The organism is Stenotrophomonas sp. YIM B13575, from assembly GCF_042787595.1.
GTDB classification, from domain to species: Bacteria; Pseudomonadota; Gammaproteobacteria; order Xanthomonadales; family Xanthomonadaceae; genus Stenotrophomonas; species Stenotrophomonas lactitubi_B.
On sequence record NZ_JBHZOP010000004.1, the window covers coordinates 19,386 to 34,446 of the forward strand.

14 protein-coding genes are annotated in these 15,061 nt (G+C 67.1%); 10 read left to right on the forward strand and 4 right to left on the reverse strand.

Going from position 1 to position 15,061, the window contains the following annotated elements; translation table 11 throughout:
- Positions 1-87 precede the first annotated feature (87 nt).
- The 6 genes from ACFX4F_RS00735 to ACFX4F_RS00760 all read left to right on the forward strand — a co-directional run bounded on the left by ACFX4F_RS00735 (position 88) and on the right by ACFX4F_RS00760 (position 7,482).
- Complete coding sequence (locus ACFX4F_RS00735) at positions 88-2,508, forward strand: TonB-dependent receptor domain-containing protein (RefSeq protein ID WP_380651245.1); 2,421 nt, start codon at positions 88-90, stop codon at positions 2,506-2,508.
- Between the two features lie 230 nt (positions 2,509-2,738).
- Positions 2,739-3,374 (forward strand): PepSY-associated TM helix domain-containing protein, encoded by a 636-nt coding sequence (locus ACFX4F_RS00740; protein WP_099819282.1) that lies wholly within the window; start codon positions 2,739-2,741, stop codon positions 3,372-3,374.
- Between the two features lie 41 nt (positions 3,375-3,415).
- Positions 3,416-3,934 carry a DUF2271 domain-containing protein gene (locus tag ACFX4F_RS00745; protein WP_032975835.1) on the forward strand — a complete coding sequence of 173 codons (519 nt, stop codon included), beginning with the start codon at positions 3,416-3,418 and terminating at the stop codon, positions 3,932-3,934.
- A 116-nt stretch (positions 3,935-4,050) separates the two neighbouring features.
- Positions 4,051-4,854, forward strand: coding sequence for a DUF4198 domain-containing protein (locus ACFX4F_RS00750; RefSeq protein ID WP_099819281.1), 804 nt, complete (start codon positions 4,051-4,053; stop codon positions 4,852-4,854).
- Positions 4,855-4,909: 55 nt separating this feature from the next.
- A complete protein-coding gene (locus tag ACFX4F_RS00755) occupies positions 4,910-5,881 on the forward strand; it encodes an FAD:protein FMN transferase (protein WP_380651249.1) in 972 nt (323 codons plus the stop codon).
- Positions 5,878-7,482 (forward strand): sulfite reductase subunit alpha, encoded by a 1,605-nt coding sequence (locus ACFX4F_RS00760; protein WP_380651252.1) that lies wholly within the window; start codon positions 5,878-5,880, stop codon positions 7,480-7,482. Before ACFX4F_RS00755 ends, ACFX4F_RS00760 begins: the two co-directional genes overlap by 4 nt.
- A gap of 132 nt (positions 7,483-7,614) precedes the next feature.
- On the opposite strand, the gene ACFX4F_RS00765 is transcribed toward ACFX4F_RS00760, so the two are convergent.
- The 4 genes from ACFX4F_RS00765 to ACFX4F_RS00780 form a co-directional block, all read right to left on the reverse strand.
- Positions 7,615-8,223, reverse strand: coding sequence for a HutD family protein (locus tag ACFX4F_RS00765; protein WP_180163795.1), 609 nt, complete (start codon positions 8,221-8,223; stop codon positions 7,615-7,617).
- 34 nt (positions 8,224-8,257) lie between these two features.
- Entirely contained in the window at positions 8,258-8,983 is a 726-nt protein-coding gene (locus ACFX4F_RS00770) for a murein L,D-transpeptidase catalytic domain family protein (RefSeq protein ID WP_380651256.1), read from the reverse strand.
- A gap of 17 nt (positions 8,984-9,000) precedes the next feature.
- Complete coding sequence (locus tag ACFX4F_RS00775) at positions 9,001-10,068, reverse strand: L,D-transpeptidase (RefSeq protein ID WP_089241204.1); 1,068 nt, start codon at positions 10,066-10,068, stop codon at positions 9,001-9,003.
- 337 nt (positions 10,069-10,405) lie between these two features.
- Positions 10,406-10,732, reverse strand: coding sequence for a helix-hairpin-helix domain-containing protein (locus ACFX4F_RS00780; protein WP_243379945.1), 327 nt, complete (start codon positions 10,730-10,732; stop codon positions 10,406-10,408).
- Between the two features lie 198 nt (positions 10,733-10,930).
- On the opposite strand from ACFX4F_RS00780, the gene ACFX4F_RS00785 reads away from it, so the two are divergent.
- The 4 genes from ACFX4F_RS00785 to murU all read left to right on the forward strand — a co-directional run bounded on the left by ACFX4F_RS00785 (position 10,931) and on the right by murU (position 14,574).
- Positions 10,931-12,424 carry a M20 family metallopeptidase gene (locus ACFX4F_RS00785; RefSeq protein ID WP_265953370.1) on the forward strand — a complete coding sequence of 498 codons (1,494 nt, stop codon included), beginning with the start codon at positions 10,931-10,933 and terminating at the stop codon, positions 12,422-12,424.
- Between the two features lie 69 nt (positions 12,425-12,493).
- Complete coding sequence (locus tag ACFX4F_RS00790) at positions 12,494-12,763, forward strand: GlsB/YeaQ/YmgE family stress response membrane protein (RefSeq protein WP_089239335.1); 270 nt, start codon at positions 12,494-12,496, stop codon at positions 12,761-12,763.
- A gap of 63 nt (positions 12,764-12,826) precedes the next feature.
- Positions 12,827-13,852 (forward strand): aminoglycoside phosphotransferase family protein, encoded by a 1,026-nt coding sequence (locus ACFX4F_RS00795; protein WP_380651262.1) that lies wholly within the window; start codon positions 12,827-12,829, stop codon positions 13,850-13,852.
- Between the two features lie 11 nt (positions 13,853-13,863).
- Positions 13,864-14,574: an N-acetylmuramate alpha-1-phosphate uridylyltransferase MurU gene (gene murU / locus ACFX4F_RS00800; protein WP_380651265.1), complete on the forward strand. Its 711-nt coding sequence runs from the start codon at positions 13,864-13,866 to the stop codon at positions 14,572-14,574.
- Positions 14,575-15,061 lie beyond the last annotated feature (487 nt).

Sequence of the window (15,061 nt, forward strand, 5' to 3'; positions counted from 1 at the left end):
GCCGCCCCTGACCGGGCCCTCCCTGCCCCTGTCGTGCGCGCTCCGCGCCCGGCATCGCGCTGTCCTGCATCCTTCGAGGTATCTGCCATGGCCCAGCGCCATCGTGTCCGTTCGTCCCTGTCCCGCCACCTGCTGACCAGCGCCGTGCTGGCCGCCGTCGCGGCTCCCGCCTACGCCAGTGGTGCCGCCAGCGGCGCACCGCAGACCCTGGACAAGGTGGTGGTGACCGCCGCTGGCTTCGAGCAGAAAGTGGTCGATGCACCGGCCAGCATCAGCGTGGTCAGCCGCGAAGAGCTGAGCAAGCGCCCCTACACCAGCCTGGTTGACGCGTTGCGCGACGTTGAGGGCATCGACGTCGGCCTGGAAGCCACCGACAAGAACGGCCGCGCCACCATCTCCATGCGCGGCCTGCCGTCCGAGTACACCCTGGTGCTGATCGACGGCCGCCGCCAGAGCAATGCCGGCCAGCTGTATCCGAACAACTTCGGCGGTGGCCAGTTCGCCTACCTGCCGCCGCTGGATGCGATCGAGCGCATCGAAGTGGTGCGTGGCCCGATGTCCACGCTGTACGGCTCGGATGCAATGGGCGGCGTCATCAACATCATCACCCGCCGCAACCAGGACAGCTGGCACGGCGCAGTCACCCAGGGCTTCACCGTGCAGCAGGACGATCAGTTCGGCGATGCGCGCAGCACCGACCTGTACCTGAGCGGGCCACTGGTCAAGGATCGCCTCGGCCTGGCCGTGCGCGGCAGCTATTACGACGCCAAGGCATCCAATCCCGAATGGGATGCACTGACCCTGCCCGACGGCACGCTGTGGGAGCGCAGCATCGGTTTCGGCGGCGGCGGCAAGTCGGTGGCCAACACCAACTGGAACACCGGCGTGCGCCTGAACTTCCACGTCAACGACGACCACGAACTGTGGCTGGACTACGACGTCTCACGCCAGAAGTACGACAACAGCGAGGGCCAGACCGGCACGCTGGACAGCCTGGCCAGCCTGTGGCGCGTGGGCAACGCGGTGATTCCGAACCCGAATGGCAACGGCACCGTCACCCGCCGCGTGGTGCAGCCGCGCGTGGGCTACACCGCCTACCAGCGCTATGAGCGCGACCAGCTGTCGCTGACCCATCAGGGCCGCTACAGCTTCGGTACCTGGCAGACCTCACTGACCCACAGCAAGAGCAACAACCTCGGCCGCTCGCTGCCGCTGACGCTGGACGAGCGCGCCGGCCTGCAGACCCTGTGGAACGACGTCTGCCGCCGCACCGGCGCCGCCAGCAACTGTGCCGCCGGCCGCAACAACGCGCTGGGTGCACTCAACGCCAGCGAACAGGCACGCCTGCAGGCATTCCTGCCGCGTCCGCTGCGCACCATGGAGCTGGAAGGCTACGTGCTGGACACCATGCTCGACCTGGACTTCGACGCACACAAGCTGACCGTGGGCGGCCAGTACAACGACACCGACATGGTGGACGGCGTGTTCGGCATGGACGGTGCCGGCTATCGCAGCAACACCAGGCAGAAGCACCGCATGTGGGCGTTGTTCGCCGAGGACAACTGGTCGCTGACCGAGACCCTGACCGCCACCTTCGGCCTGCGCTACGACGACCACAACATCTTCGGCAGCCACCTCAGCCCGCGCGGCTACCTGGTCTGGAATGCCACCGATGCGTGGACCTTCAAGGGCGGCGTCAGCACCGGCTACAAGACCCCGCGTCCAGACCAGTTGTTCCCCGGCATCACCGGCTTCGGTGGCCAGGGTGTGCTGCCGCTGGTGGGTTCGCCCAACCTGAAGCCGGAAACCAGCACCAACTACGAGCTGGCCGCGTACTACGAGGGCCAGCGCTGGGGCTTCAACGTCACCGGTTTCATCAACAAGTTCGAAGACAAGATCGCCAGCGGCGGCACGTTCCCCAACTGCGAGGTGGCACCTGCAGGCAGTGGCTACTGCGTGGACATCGGCCCGGGCTGGGCCTCGCTGGGCTACAGCACCTTCACCCAGAGCGTGAACATCGACAAGGCCGAAACACGTGGCGCGGAACTGGCCGGCCACGTCGACCTGCTGGACAACCTGCAGCTGCGCGGCAACTACACCTGGACCAGGAGCGAGCAGACCGCCGGTTCCGGCAAGGGCCTGCCGATCACCGGCACCATGCCGGCCAAGCACATGGCCAACGCCAGCCTCAACTGGCAGCTCAACGATGCCATCAGCCTGTCGTTGATCGGCGAAGGCCGCTACGACCGCTACCGCGACACGATCCTCGATGCCGCCGGTGCCAGCCACACCCGCTACTACGAGGACTACACGATCTTCCACCTCGGTGGCAGCTGGAAGGCCACGCAGTGGCTGACGTTCAACGCGCGGGTCAACAACCTGTTCGACAAGAACTTCGTCTCGCAGTCGTGCCTGCTGACCAGCCCCAGCGAATACAACTGCGTGGACGACTACGCCACCAAGGACCAGCGCCGCAGCTACTGGATCTCGCTCAACGCGAAGTTCTGAGGCCGCGACCGGTAGTGCCGGCCTTGGTGGGTGCCTACCTTGGTCGGCACCGCTCCATCCACGCATGGCGTGGATCTACTGCCCATACCGAACTTGGTCGGCGTTTCATCCACGCATGGCGTGGATCTACCGGTCCGCACTACCCCTTCAGAGATACACAACGACATCTAATTGCGAGCAATTCTCATCAATGATGTAATGGCCAGTATTCATCCGTCCCGAACCGTGCCGTGAGCCGTCCCGCATCTTCCACCGTGCAGCAGCAGAGCCGCGGCTTCTGGCTGCGTACCCTGCACCAGTGGCACTGGATCAGCTCGGCGGTCTGCCTGATCGGCATGCTGCTGTTCGCGGTGACCGGGCTCACGCTGAACCATGCGGCGAAGATCGAAGCCAAGCCAGAAGTGCAGAACCAGCATCTGGAACTGCCGGCCGACGTGCGCGGCCAGCTCGGCACACGCGAGGACGGCAACGCGCCGATCCCGCGCCCGGCCCGGCAATGGCTGGACGAGCAGCTGGGCATTTCCATCGGCGGCCGACCCGCCGAATGGTCAGCCGAGGAAATCTACCTGTCGCTGCCACGCCCCGGCGGCGACGCCTGGCTGAGCATCGACCGCGAAACCGGCGCAGTCGAGTACGAATCGACCTCGCGCGGCGCGGTGTCCTACCTCAACGACCTGCACAAGGGCCGCAATGCCGGCCCCGCGTGGGGCTGGTTCCTGGACGTGTTCGCCGTGGCCTGCCTGGTGTTCTGCATCACCGGTCTGTTCCTGCTGCACCTGCATGCGCGGCAGCGACGCATGACCTGGCCGCTGGTCGGCCTGGGCCTGATGATTCCGCTGCTGATCGCCCTGCTGCTGATCCACTGAACTTCCACCGTGATTTCCATCCGTTTCTCCGGAGCCGCCCCATGCGCGTCACCCTGACCATCGCCCTCAGCGGCCTGCTGGCCACCTCGCCGGCCTACGCCACCACCCTCGACATCAACGTCGAAGTGCCCAAGCTCAACGTGGCCGAGTACCACCGCCCGTATGTGGCGGTGTGGCTGGAAGGCGCCGACCAGAAGGTCGCCGCCAACCTGTCGGTCTGGTACCAGCAGACCAGCAACAGCGAAGGTCATGGCACCAAGTGGCTGCCCGACCTGCGCCAGTGGTGGCGCAAGAGCGGCCGCACCCTGCAGGTGCCGGTGGATGGCGTGACCGGCCCGACCCGCCCCGCCGGCAAGCACGCGCTGTCGTTCAACGACAAGCAGCCTGCGCTGAAACAGCTGGCCCCGGGCAACTACACCCTGGTGGTGGAAGCGGTGCGCGAAGTCGGCGGCCGTGAACTGCTGAAGATCCCCTTCACCTGGCCGGCCACCGCCGCACAGAACGGCCGCGCGCAGGGCGCCACCGAACTGGGCCAGGTCACCCTCGCCGTCAAGCCTTGATCAAGCGGGGTCGGATCCCTTCCGCAGGAAGGGCTCTGACCCCATCGCCATATCCTCGGGGTCAGAGCCCTTTCCTTTGGAAAGGGATCCGACCCCTTCCAACTGGAGTCTTCCGCATGAAGCGCACGCTCGTCCTCGCCGCCGCTCTGGCCGCTGCCCTTCCCTTCTCTGCCCTGGCCCACAAGGCCTGGCTGCTGCCCTCGCAGACCGTGATCGCCGGCAATGCGCCGTGGATCACCGTCGATGGTGCGGTCTCCAATGACCTGTTCTATTTCAACCACGTGCCGCTGCGCCTGGAATCGGTGGTGATCACCGCCCCGGACGGCAGCACCGTGCAGGCGCAGAACGCGGCCACCGGCAAGTACCGCAGCGTGTTCGACGTCGAGCTGAAGCAGCAGGGCACCTACCGCATCGCCTCGGTCAACGACGGCCTGTCGGCCACCTATGAACTGAATGGCGAGCGCAAGCGCTGGCGCGGCACCGCCACCACCTTCGGCGAACTGCCCAAGGATGCGAAGAAGCTGGAAGTGAGCCAGTCGGTCGGCCGCGTGGAGACCTTCGTCACCAACGGCGCGCCGAACGACACCGCGCTGAAGCCGACCAACCGCGGCATCGAGCTGGTGGCCGTTGGTCACCCGAACGACCTGTTCGCCGGCGAAGAAGCGACCTTCCGCGTACTGGTCGACGGCAAGCCGACTGCGGGCCTGGAGTTCGAGATCGTGCGCGGTGGCACCCGCTACCGCAATGCGCAGGACGAGCAGAAACTGACCAGCGACGCCAAAGGCGAGATCAAGGTGACCTGGCCGGAAGCCGGCATGTACTGGCTGGAAACCGGCACCGAGGACAAGAAGACCTCGGTCAAGCAGGCTGCCAAGCGCCGCCTCAGCTACGTTGCCACGCTGGAAGTACTGCCGCAGTAAACGCATCGCTGCGATGCCCGGCGCACCCGGGTATCGCAGCCTGCTACGCATGCCCATGACCTCTACCGCACTCGACATCGCCCGGCTGGGTGGCACCACCATGGGCACCACCTGGAGCGTGTCACTGGTGGCACCGCGTCAGCGCGACCTGCATCCGCTGCATGCGGGCATCCAGGCCCGCCTGGATGAAGTGGTCGCGCAGATGAGCACCTGGGAAGCGGGTTCCGACCTGAGCCGCTACAACCGCGCCGACGCGGGTCACTACTGCGTGCTGCCGGCCGAGACCCGCCACGTCCTGGCCTGCGCACAGGCCATCGCCGCCGCCAGCGACGGCGCCTTCGATCCCACCCTCGGCCCACTGGTGGCGCTGTGGGGCTTCGGTGCGCATGCCGGTGAACGACGTGCACCCGATGCCGTCACGCTGCAGGCAACCCGCGCACGCTGCGGCTGGCAGCGCCTGCACTGGCAGGACGATGCGCTGCTGCAACCCGGTGGCCTGGAGCTGGATCTGTCGGCGATCGCCAAGGGCTTTGGTGTCGACCACGTCGCCGTCTGGCTGCGCAGCCAGGGTGTCGATGCTGCACTGATTGAAGTCGGTGGCGAGCTGGCGGGCTACGGCCGCAAGCCTGACGGCCAGCCGTGGCGCGTGCTGGTGGAGTCGGCGCCGGAAGAAGATGCCCACACCGATACGCCACCGCGTGTACTCGCGCTGGAAGGGAAGGCAGTGGCCACCTCCGGCGATCGCTGGCACCAGTATCAGGACGATGGCGTTGCCTACAGCCACAGCCTCGATCCGCGCAGCGGCACACCGGTGCGACAGGTCGCAGCCGCCGTCACCGTGGTCGCCGACGACGCGATGCACGCTGACGCCTGGGCCACCGCACTGACCGTGCTCGGTCGCGACGCGGGCATCGCGCTGGCAGCGCGCGAAGGGCTGGCCGCACGCTTCCTGGAGCGCGCCGCCGATGGCCCGCGCGAAACCCTCAGCAGTGCCTTCCAGCGACTGCTGGATGAGCAGGCCACATGAGCACTCGTTTCTCGCGCGCAACCCTTGGCAACGTCGCAGTGCTGGTCCTGCTGGCAGTGATCGGCTTCGCCCTGCTGCGCCTGCACCTTGGCGAAGCGTGGTGGCAGGGTGCGCCGCCGTCGCGGCAGTGGGGTATCGCACTGGCCGCCACCGCGCTGTATTCACTGGCGTGCACCGTGGTGTGGTGGCGCAGCCGTCCACGCGATGACACGACCGAAGGCGGCGACCAACCGATGCTGCTGGTCTGGTCCAGCCAGACCGGCTTCGCCCGCGAACTGGCCGAGCGCAGTGCGCAGGCCCTGCGCTTGGCCGGCGTGCCGGTGCGCCTGCGTGGCCTGCACGAAGTGGATGCGCCCCTGCTTGCGGGCAGCGCGCGTGCACTGTTCATCGTCAGCACCACCGGCGAAGGCGATGCACCCGACCACGCCCTGCCCTTCCTGCGCCAGGTGATGACAACGCCGCCGCCCCTGGGCCACCTGCAGTACGGCGTGCTCGCGCTGGGTGATCGCAGCTACGGCCACTTCTGCGCGTTCGGTCACCAGCTGCACGACTGGCTGCGCCAGCACGGCGCGCATCCGCTGTTCGATGCCATTGAAGTCGACAACGCCGATCCGGCCGCGCTGCGCCACTGGCAGCAGCTGCTCGGCCAGCTCGGCGGCGGCGCCAGCGAACTGCCCGATTGGACACCGGCCCAGTACCAGCCGTGGACGCTGCTGCAGCGCATCCACCTCAATCCCGGCAGCATTGGTGGTCCTGTCTACTGGCTGCGCCTGCAGCCACCGACCGACAGCAGCGCGCACTGGCAGGCGGGCGACATCGCCGAGGTCGGACCCCAGCACGCCGATCAGAGCACGCGCGACTGGCTGCAGGCGCAGGGCTTCGATGCCAACACTTTGTTGGACGACGGGAATACGCTGCTCGCCCGCGTTGCACGCTCGCATCTGCCCTCCTTGGTTGCTGCGGGCGATCTGCCTGGCTTGTTGGCGGCACTGCAGCCACTGCCGCATCGCGAATATTCCATCGCCTCGGTGATGGACGAAGGCGCGGTGGAGCTTCTGCTGCGCCGTCAGCTGCGTGCCGATGGCACACCGGGCGTCGGCAGTGGCTGGCTGTGCGACCACGCCGTCGTCGGCGAGCCGGTGCAGATGCGCCTGCGCCGCAACGAGAATTTCCACGGCGTCGCCATCGATGTTCCGCTGCTGCTGATCGGCAACGGCACCGGTATCGCCGGCCTGCGTGCACACCTGCACGAGCGCGCACGTGTTGGCGGCGGTCGCACATGGTTGTTGTTCGGCGAACGCTCGGCCGCGCATGATTTCCACTTCGGCGATGAGCTGCAGGCGATGCTCGCCAACGGCACGCTGACCCGCCTGGATACGGTATTCAGCCGTGATGGCGGCGCGCATCGGTATGTGCAGGATCGCCTGCTGGCCGAAGCGGCCACGCTGCGGCAGTGGGTCGATGAAGGCGCGACGATCCTGGTCTGCGGCAGCCTGCAGGGCATGGCCCCGGCAGTGGATGCGGTGATCGAGCAGGTGCTCGGTGCCGACGGCAAGGAAGCGCTGCTGCTGGCCGGTCGTTACCGGCGCGACGTGTATTGAGCGAACCATCGGGGTCGGATCCCTTTCCGCAGGAAAGGGCTCTGACCCCAACCGCAGCCGAGCATGGGCTCGGCTCTACACAACCGCATCCACGCCATGCGTGGATGATTGCCTCCGGGCGCAGACGATGGCTCAGCCGCCCGCGGCGCTCACCCGTATCGCCAGCAACTCCCCGCCGCCCTGCAGCGCATGCCGCTGACGTTCACCGGCGGCCAACCACGCGGTATCGCCGCCCTGCATCGCAGGCAATCCACTGTCCGCACCAAACGTGGCCTGCCCACCCAACAGGTGCAGGGCCCACGCCACACCCGGCTCGCAGAAGAAGAACATCGGCCCGACCAGCGGCCGGTGCAGCAGCTCGGCCTGCAGCAGCTCGCGCTTCCACATCAGGTTGAAATCGTGGGTGGTGCCGTCGACCAGCTCGCCGTGCAACGCGGCTTCGCCGGCAAAACGCACGCGCCCATGCGGTGGCAGCACCTCGGCGACGCGGCCGTCCTCGAAACGCAGGCGCACGCCATTGCCCTGCAACAACACCAGTTCGCGCTCGACACCGGGGAACGCGGAAAACGCGGCGTCCTGTTCGATTTCGGCCACTGACAGGCGCAATGCCCAGTCATCGCCCTGCGCTGGCAACCGCAGGATCTCGCGGGTCCAGCCGAGGCCGTTGCGCCAGCGTTCGCGGCGGTAATCCAGGCTGGAAATCACCTGGCTCGGGGTCTGCAGCAGGGAGTCGATGTTCATGCGCGCATTGCATCATGCCGCGCGCCACAGCGCATCACCGCGTTGCAAGACCCGCGGACGTACCGCAATCGCCACCCAGCAGCTGCGAGTGCTTGAGCCAGTCCTGGTCGGGGTAGTACGCGAACACCATCGTGCCGCCTCGCAGCGCATCGATCAGCGGCTTGGCCACCGACAACCGCACCGCCGGGCAGCCGAGACTGCGCCCCAACCGCCCCTGCAACTGTGCGGTGGAGGGATTCACATACGGCGCCCCGTGGATGACGATGGCGCGCTCGCGTGCACGATCGTTGAAACCCGGCTCCAACCCTGCCAGGCGCAGCGAATAGCCGTTGCCGCCCATGTAGGTTTCCTGCGCGGTGAACGCGCCGAGACTGGACATGAAGCTGCCATCGCGGTTGGAAAAATGCTCGGTGCGGTTTTCGCCGCTGTTGCGGCCGTGCGCCACCCATTCCTCGAACAACAACCGCTGGCGAGCCAGGTCGAAGACCCACATCCGCGGCTCGGTGGACGGCCGCGAGTAGTCGATCACGCTCAGGCGCTCACCGCTGACACCCAGTTCCGGCCGCTGCAGCGCGCAGCGCATGGCGTGGGCGGCCAACTGCAGCACCCGGCGGTCAGCCTTGGGCGCGCTGCGGGCCAGCTGCGCAGCGAGATCATCGGCGCTGATCGCGGCAACAGGCGTCTGTGCCCCGGCCGGGGCGCTGGCAGTGGTCGCCAGCAGGCCAAGGGCGGCCAGCCGGCACAGGCGGAAAGCAGACATGGGCACGTAGGGAGGGCTCAGGATCCCTTGAGGGTGGACGCTGGCGGCTCCGATTCCAAGACCGGCTGCATTCCCGATTCAGCCGCGCTTGGGCGCACCGCCGGCAGCGAGGTCACCAGCAGGGTCGTGCCCGGCACCAGCACCTGGTACAGCTGGCGGGCGAAATCGGCCGGCAGGGCCATCGGCAACGACGGCGTGGCCAGCAGGTCCGGCGTGGCCTGGGCGCGGTCCTGGCCCAGCAGCGGATAGGCCGTCCACTGGTGCAGGCGCTGCTGCGCATCAAGCGGGCTGGGGGTATCGCTGTAGCCCTGGCCCATCACGAACAGGGTGGTGCCCTGGAACGCCGGCAGCGCGTCGGCCTTCAACGGCGACTCACCGATCATCACGCCATCGCGCAGTACGTACAGGCGCTGGTCGTGCAGGCTGACCAGGATGCCGACCTGCCCGCTGGGGGCGGCCGCATCATCCCACCACGCCTTGTCCGGGGCGCCGGCCTCGCCTTCCGGCAGGGCCTGTCCGCGCGCATTCACCGGCGCCAGCACCGCCGGATAGGCCAGCGTCATCGGCGCGCTCTTGGCATCGGCCACGACCACCGTATCGCCGCGCTTGGTTTCGCTGAACAGCTTCTGCGCGAAGGCCTGCGGCAGGCGCACGCAGCCATGCGAGGCCGGGTGCCCGGGCAGGCTGCCGCCGTGAAGGGCGATGCCGTCCCAGGTCAGCCGCTGCATGTACGGCATGGGTGCGCTGTTGTAGAGGTTGGAGCGGTGGTCCTTGTCCTTCTGCAGGATGGTGAACACACCGGTCGGCGTCTCATGGCCGGTCTTGCCCGAGCTGATCGTGGTCAGGCCGATGGCGATGCCGTTGCGGTACACGTAGGCGCGTTGCTCATCCAGGCTCACCACCAGCACGATCGGCCCGGCCGGCGAAACTTCCGGATGCCACAGGTACTCGCCGGGCTTGAGGTCGGTCGGCCCGCGCACGTCGGACGTCGTCGCCGCGACCGGCTTGGAGGGTGCGGCCGCGTGCGCGGCGCAGGGCAGTGCCAGCGCGGCGGCGAGCATCAGGGTCAAACGGTGCAGGTGCATCCAGCCGATTCCATTCCATGCGAAGGCCTCACCGTACACCATGCGCGCGTGGTGGCTGCGCCAAAAGAAATTGCCCGGCGACACAGCCATGTGTCGTACCGGGCAATCGTCACGTCCCTGTCGGCCTGCTGCCACCCCCTCGCATCCTGCGAAGCGGGGGCGGCGTTGCATCCTGCACGCGGCCGCGTCTGTCCTGTTTGTATCTCAGCCCCTTCCACAGGTCTGTGATGCCACCATCCTGGTGATTGGTGCCGCATCCCTGCGACGGTCGGTGGTTACGGGCATCCTGTCCGTAGCCAATGGACCTGCATCCTGCCGGTCCCGACGTTTCCTGTTGTCAGCGCCTGGGTACGGTTCGCACCGGTACCGATCCGGGTACCGGATCCGCAGGCAACATCGTGTTGCCAACGGTGATCCGCCGTCGATTCCGTTCGACGATCGATGTCCCTATCCCCTTCACCTGCGTCAGGTCCTCGACGCGGTGAAACGGGCCGTGTCTGCGCCGGTGCTCGACGATTGCCGCGGCCTTGGTGGCCCCGACCATCGTCAATCCCTGCTGCAGCGCCTGGGCATCGGCCCGGTTGATGTCGATCGGCTCGGCAGCTTGCGCCGCCGCGATCCACATTCCCAGTACCAGCGCCCTAAACACGACAAACCAAGGCACGACGTGTATCTCCTTGTGGTTCTGACCGTCCCGACCGGCAATCCCGTCGGTCGAAACAGTGTCCGTCACCACATGCACACAGCGTATCGGGTTCACGGATTTCTAAAAGCCAGCCAAATACCCGACGTGATGTAGGGAAAACCCTACCCTTGGCCGAGGCGTAGAATGGGCAGATCAGCCATGCAACCGGAGTTTCAGATGGACAGCGCCAAGCTCGGCCAATTCGTCAATGACAAGTGGGACAGCGAAATCGTCCCGCAGTTGGTCGACTACATCCGCATTCCCAACAAGTCGCCGATGTTCGACGCCAATTGGGTGCAGAACGGCTACATGGAGCAGGCGGTCACCCTGATGGAAACCTGGGCCAAGGCGCAGGAACTGCCCGGCCTGAAGGTCGAGGTGGTGCGCCTAGAAGGTCGTACCCCGCTGATTCTGCTGGAAATTCCGGCTACCGGCGCCGAAACCGGCGACGACACCATCCTGCTCTACGGCCACCTGGACAAGCAGCCGGAGATGACCGGCTGGGACGACGACCTTGGCCCGTGGACCCCGGTCCTGCGCGGCGACAAGCTGTATGGCCGTGGCGGCGCCGATGACGGTTACGCCATCTTCGGCTCGCTGGCCGCGGTGCTGGCGCTGCAGGCCCAGGGCCTGCCGCACGCCCGCTGCGTGGTGCTGATCGAAGCCTGTGAAGAATCGGGCAGCTACGACCTGCCTGCCTACGTCGACCACCTGGCCGACCGCATCGGCAAGCCGTCGCTGGTGGTCTGCCTGGATTCGGGCTGCGCCAACTACGACCAGCTGTGGTGCACCACCTCGCTGCGCGGCCTGACCGGCGGCAACTTCTCGGTGAAGGTGCTCAACGAAGGCGTGCACTCCGGTGATGCCTCCGGCGTGGTGCCGTCCAGCTTCCGCCTGCTGCGCCAGCTGCTGTCGCGCATCGAGGACCAGGACACCGGCCGCATCCTGATCGAGGGCATGAACGTGGAGATCCCGGCCGAGCGCCTGGAACAGGCCAAGCGTGCCGCCGACGTGGTCGATACCGCGATCTTCGAGAAATTCCCGCTGGTCGACGGCCTCAAGCCGATGAACGACGACCTGACCGAGCTGGTGCTCAACCGTACCTGGCGCCCTGCCCTGTCGGTGACCGGCATCGGCGGCATGCCGCCGCTGGAATCGGCCGGCAACGTGCTGCGTCCGCATACCGCGGTGAAGCTGTCGCTGCGCCTGCCGCCGACCGCCGATGGCAAGACCTGCGGCGAACTGCTGAAGGAAGCCCTGCTGCGCGATCCGCCGAACGGCGCGCAGGTCACCCTGGACCTGGAAAAGGCCTCCACCGGCTGGAACGCGCCGGCGATGGCACCGTGGCTGACCAAGGCCATCGACGATGCCAGCCAGACCTTCTTCGGCAAGCCGGCGATGTACATGGGCGAAGGCGGCTCGATCCCGTTCATGGGCATGCTTGGCGAGAAGTTCCCGGGCGCCCAGTTCATGATCACCGGCGTGCTCGGCCCGCACTCCAACGCCCACGGCCCGAACGAGTTCCTGCACATTCCGATGGGCAAGAAGGTCACCTCGTGCGTGTCCAAGGTGATCAGCGAGCACTACGCGGCCAGCCTGCGTGGCGAGACCAGCGGTTCGCCGGTGGCCGCCGACAGCGGCACCCGCCACGGCGACCACGGCTGCTGCTGATCCAGCACGCAGTGACGGACGCAGCCCGGCCTTGCTAGGCTGCGTCCATCCTTCGAGGGCACTGATTGCATGAACGGTCTGTTTGGCAGCACCAGCTGGCTCTACATCATCCTGGTCGGCTTCTTCGTCGGCCTGCTGGGACGCTTCTTCATGCCCGGCAACAACCGCATGGGCTGCCTGCTGACCATCGTGCTGGGCATCATCGGCGCGCTGCTGGCCGGCTGGTTCGGCCAGTACATGGGCTGGTACGCGCCCGGTGAACCGGCCGGCTTCCTCGGCGCGGTCGTCGGCGCAGTTGTCGTGCTGGCGATCCTGCGCCTGTTCAGCGGCCGCCGCTGAGCCGCCACCTCCTCTTCATTCTGCCCCGACGTTGGCGCGCCCGGCGCGCCCGGATATGCCTGCATGACCGAACCCGCCTCTGATCCCCAGCGCAGCGCACAGCGCCTGCAGTGGGCCCGTACCCAGCTCGACGACGGCAACGCCGTGGTCGAACGCGCCTCGGTCGACGCCGGCATGCGCAGTTACTGGCGCGTCACCAGCCAGCGCGGCAGCCACATCGTGATGGACGCCCCGCCGGGGCTGGAAGACCCCACGCCGTGGCTGCGCATGCGCGGCCTGCTGCACGATCACGGCCTGCGCGTGCCCGCCTTGCTTGCCCAGGACCTCGACGCCGGCTTCCTGCTGCTGGAAGACCTGGGCGGCCCGACACTGGCGAAGATCCTCGACGAACGCAATGCCGACGCGTGGTTCAGCCGCTCCATCGAACAGCTGTTGCGCCTGCAGGCCATCCCGGTGCCTGCCGATTTCGGTCAGTTCGGCGAAGCGCTGCTGCAGCGTGACGCCGGCCTGTTCGATGAGTGGTTCCTGCAACGTCATCTTGGCCTTGAACTGGACTGCGGCGAGATCGAAGGCCTGCAGCTGGTCCACCGCCGGCTGATGGACAACGCGCTGGGCCAGGCCCAGCTGATGACCCACCGCGACTACATGCCGCGCAACCTGATGCCGGTGGACGGCGGCCCGGCCGTACTGGATTTCCAGGACCTGGTGCGTGGCCCGATCGCCTACGACGCGGTGAGTCTGTTCAAGGATGCCTTCCTGAGCTGGCCGCTGCAGCGCGTGGACGACTGGCTGGCCCAGTATCACCAGCGCGCGCGCGACGCCGGCCTGCCGGTGCCCGACCGAGCCACCTTCCTGCGCGACGCCGACTGGATGGGCATCCAGCGCCACGTGAAGATCCTCGGCCTGTTCTGCCGCCTGCGCTACCGCGACAACAAGGGCCACTACCTGGACGACGCGCCACGCTTCATCGCCTACCTGGATGAGGTGCTGCCGCGCTACCGCGAACTGGCACCGTTGCAGCAGCTGCTGGACTTGCGGATCAAGCCGGCACTGGCCGAGCTGGCCGCGCCGATGCGCGTGCTGCGCTGAAGGCCGCGTCGATGAAGGCACTGATTTTCGCCGCCGGCCTGGGCGAGCGCATGCGTCCACTGACCCTGCACACGCCCAAGCCGCTGCTGGCAGTGGCCGGCAAACCACTGATCGTGTGGCACCTGGAACGGTTGGCTGCATTCGGCATCCGCGACGTGGTGATCAACACCGCATGGCTCGCCGCGCAGTTTCCGGCCGCATTGGGCGATGGCAGCCAGTGGGGCCTGCGCCTGCATTTCATGCACGAAGGCGATACCCCGCTGGAAACCGGTGGCGGCATCCTCAATGCATTGCCGGCGCTGGGGGACGATCCGTTCCTGGTGGTGAACGGCGATATCTGGACCGATTTCGATTTCGCCACGCTGCCGCGTGAACCGGCCGGCGAAGCGCACCTGGTGCTGGTCGACAACCCCGCGCAGCACCCCAACGGTGACTACCGGCTGGACGCGCACGGCGTGCTGCACCACGACCGCGAAGGTCCGTGCCTGACCTATGCGGGCATCGGCGTCTATCGTCCGTCGATCGTGGCCGATTGGCGCGCGGTGATCGGCGAGGCACCTGGCAGCGAGCGCGTGCCACCGAAGTTCTCGGTGGTGCCGTTGCAGAAGCATTTCATGGCGCAGGGGCGGATCAGCGGTCAGCATCATCGCGGTCGCTGGACGGATGTCGGGACCGTTGATCGCCTGCGTGCGCTGGACGTTGAGTTGGCGGCGAACGGCTGAGCCCCTCGTGGTTGGTCGTCTTCAGAGCGGAAGCCTTGCTTGGCCGGGCGGGATGGGCTGCGCAGGGGGCGCTGCAAGTACGTCCATGTAAGCTCGGTCGCCGCATCCATGCGGCTCACGCCCCTGCGCAACCCACCCCGCCCGGCCTCTGACAGTTTCCGTGTGCGTCCAGCCACGGAAAAAGAAAGAAAAGCAGAAGCGGGTTGCTTCGCTGCGCTTGCTCTGGTGACGACCAACGGTCGTCACCCACCACAAGCGGAGCAGGTCAGATTCAAGGTAATTCTTCCCCGGAAAGTCTCATCCACGCATGGCGTGGATCTACGTGTCGACCAAGGTCGACACCCACCAACAGCAGTGCAGAACGCCGTCCCGACAGATCGCGTGAACCTGTCGAAGGCGGGGCGCTGTGGGTTTGCGGGGTGTGAGCCGCATGGATGCGGCGACCAAGCCCCCATGGATGGGTTTACGGCGTCCCCGCAAACCCACA

What these genes read in the sequence shown, in the direction of transcription:
- ACFX4F_RS00760 (WP_380651252.1), top strand. Translation starts at nt 5,878, where the DNA reads ATGAGCACTCGTTTCTCGCGCGCAACCCTTGGCAACGTCGCAGTGCTG.
- ACFX4F_RS00785 (WP_265953370.1), top strand. Translation starts at nt 10,931, where the DNA reads ATGGACAGCGCCAAGCTCGGCCAATTCGTCAATGACAAGTGGGACAGC.
- ACFX4F_RS00750 (WP_099819281.1), top strand. Translation starts at nt 4,051, where the DNA reads ATGAAGCGCACGCTCGTCCTCGCCGCCGCTCTGGCCGCTGCCCTTCCC.
- ACFX4F_RS00795 (WP_380651262.1), top strand. Translation starts at nt 12,827, where the DNA reads ATGACCGAACCCGCCTCTGATCCCCAGCGCAGCGCACAGCGCCTGCAG.
- ACFX4F_RS00790 (WP_089239335.1), top strand. Translation starts at nt 12,494, where the DNA reads ATGAACGGTCTGTTTGGCAGCACCAGCTGGCTCTACATCATCCTGGTC.
- ACFX4F_RS00755 (WP_380651249.1), top strand. Translation starts at nt 4,910, where the DNA reads ATGACCTCTACCGCACTCGACATCGCCCGGCTGGGTGGCACCACCATG.
- murU (WP_380651265.1), top strand. Translation starts at nt 13,864, where the DNA reads ATGAAGGCACTGATTTTCGCCGCCGGCCTGGGCGAGCGCATGCGTCCA.
- ACFX4F_RS00765 (WP_180163795.1), bottom strand. Translation starts at nt 8,223, where the DNA reads ATGAACATCGACTCCCTGCTGCAGACCCCGAGCCAGGTGATTTCCAGC.
- ACFX4F_RS00735 (WP_380651245.1), top strand. Translation starts at nt 88, where the DNA reads ATGGCCCAGCGCCATCGTGTCCGTTCGTCCCTGTCCCGCCACCTGCTG.
- ACFX4F_RS00770 (WP_380651256.1), bottom strand. Translation starts at nt 8,983, where the DNA reads ATGTCTGCTTTCCGCCTGTGCCGGCTGGCCGCCCTTGGCCTGCTGGCG.
- ACFX4F_RS00775 (WP_089241204.1), bottom strand. Translation starts at nt 10,068, where the DNA reads ATGCACCTGCACCGTTTGACCCTGATGCTCGCCGCCGCGCTGGCACTG.
- ACFX4F_RS00745 (WP_032975835.1), top strand. Translation starts at nt 3,416, where the DNA reads ATGCGCGTCACCCTGACCATCGCCCTCAGCGGCCTGCTGGCCACCTCG.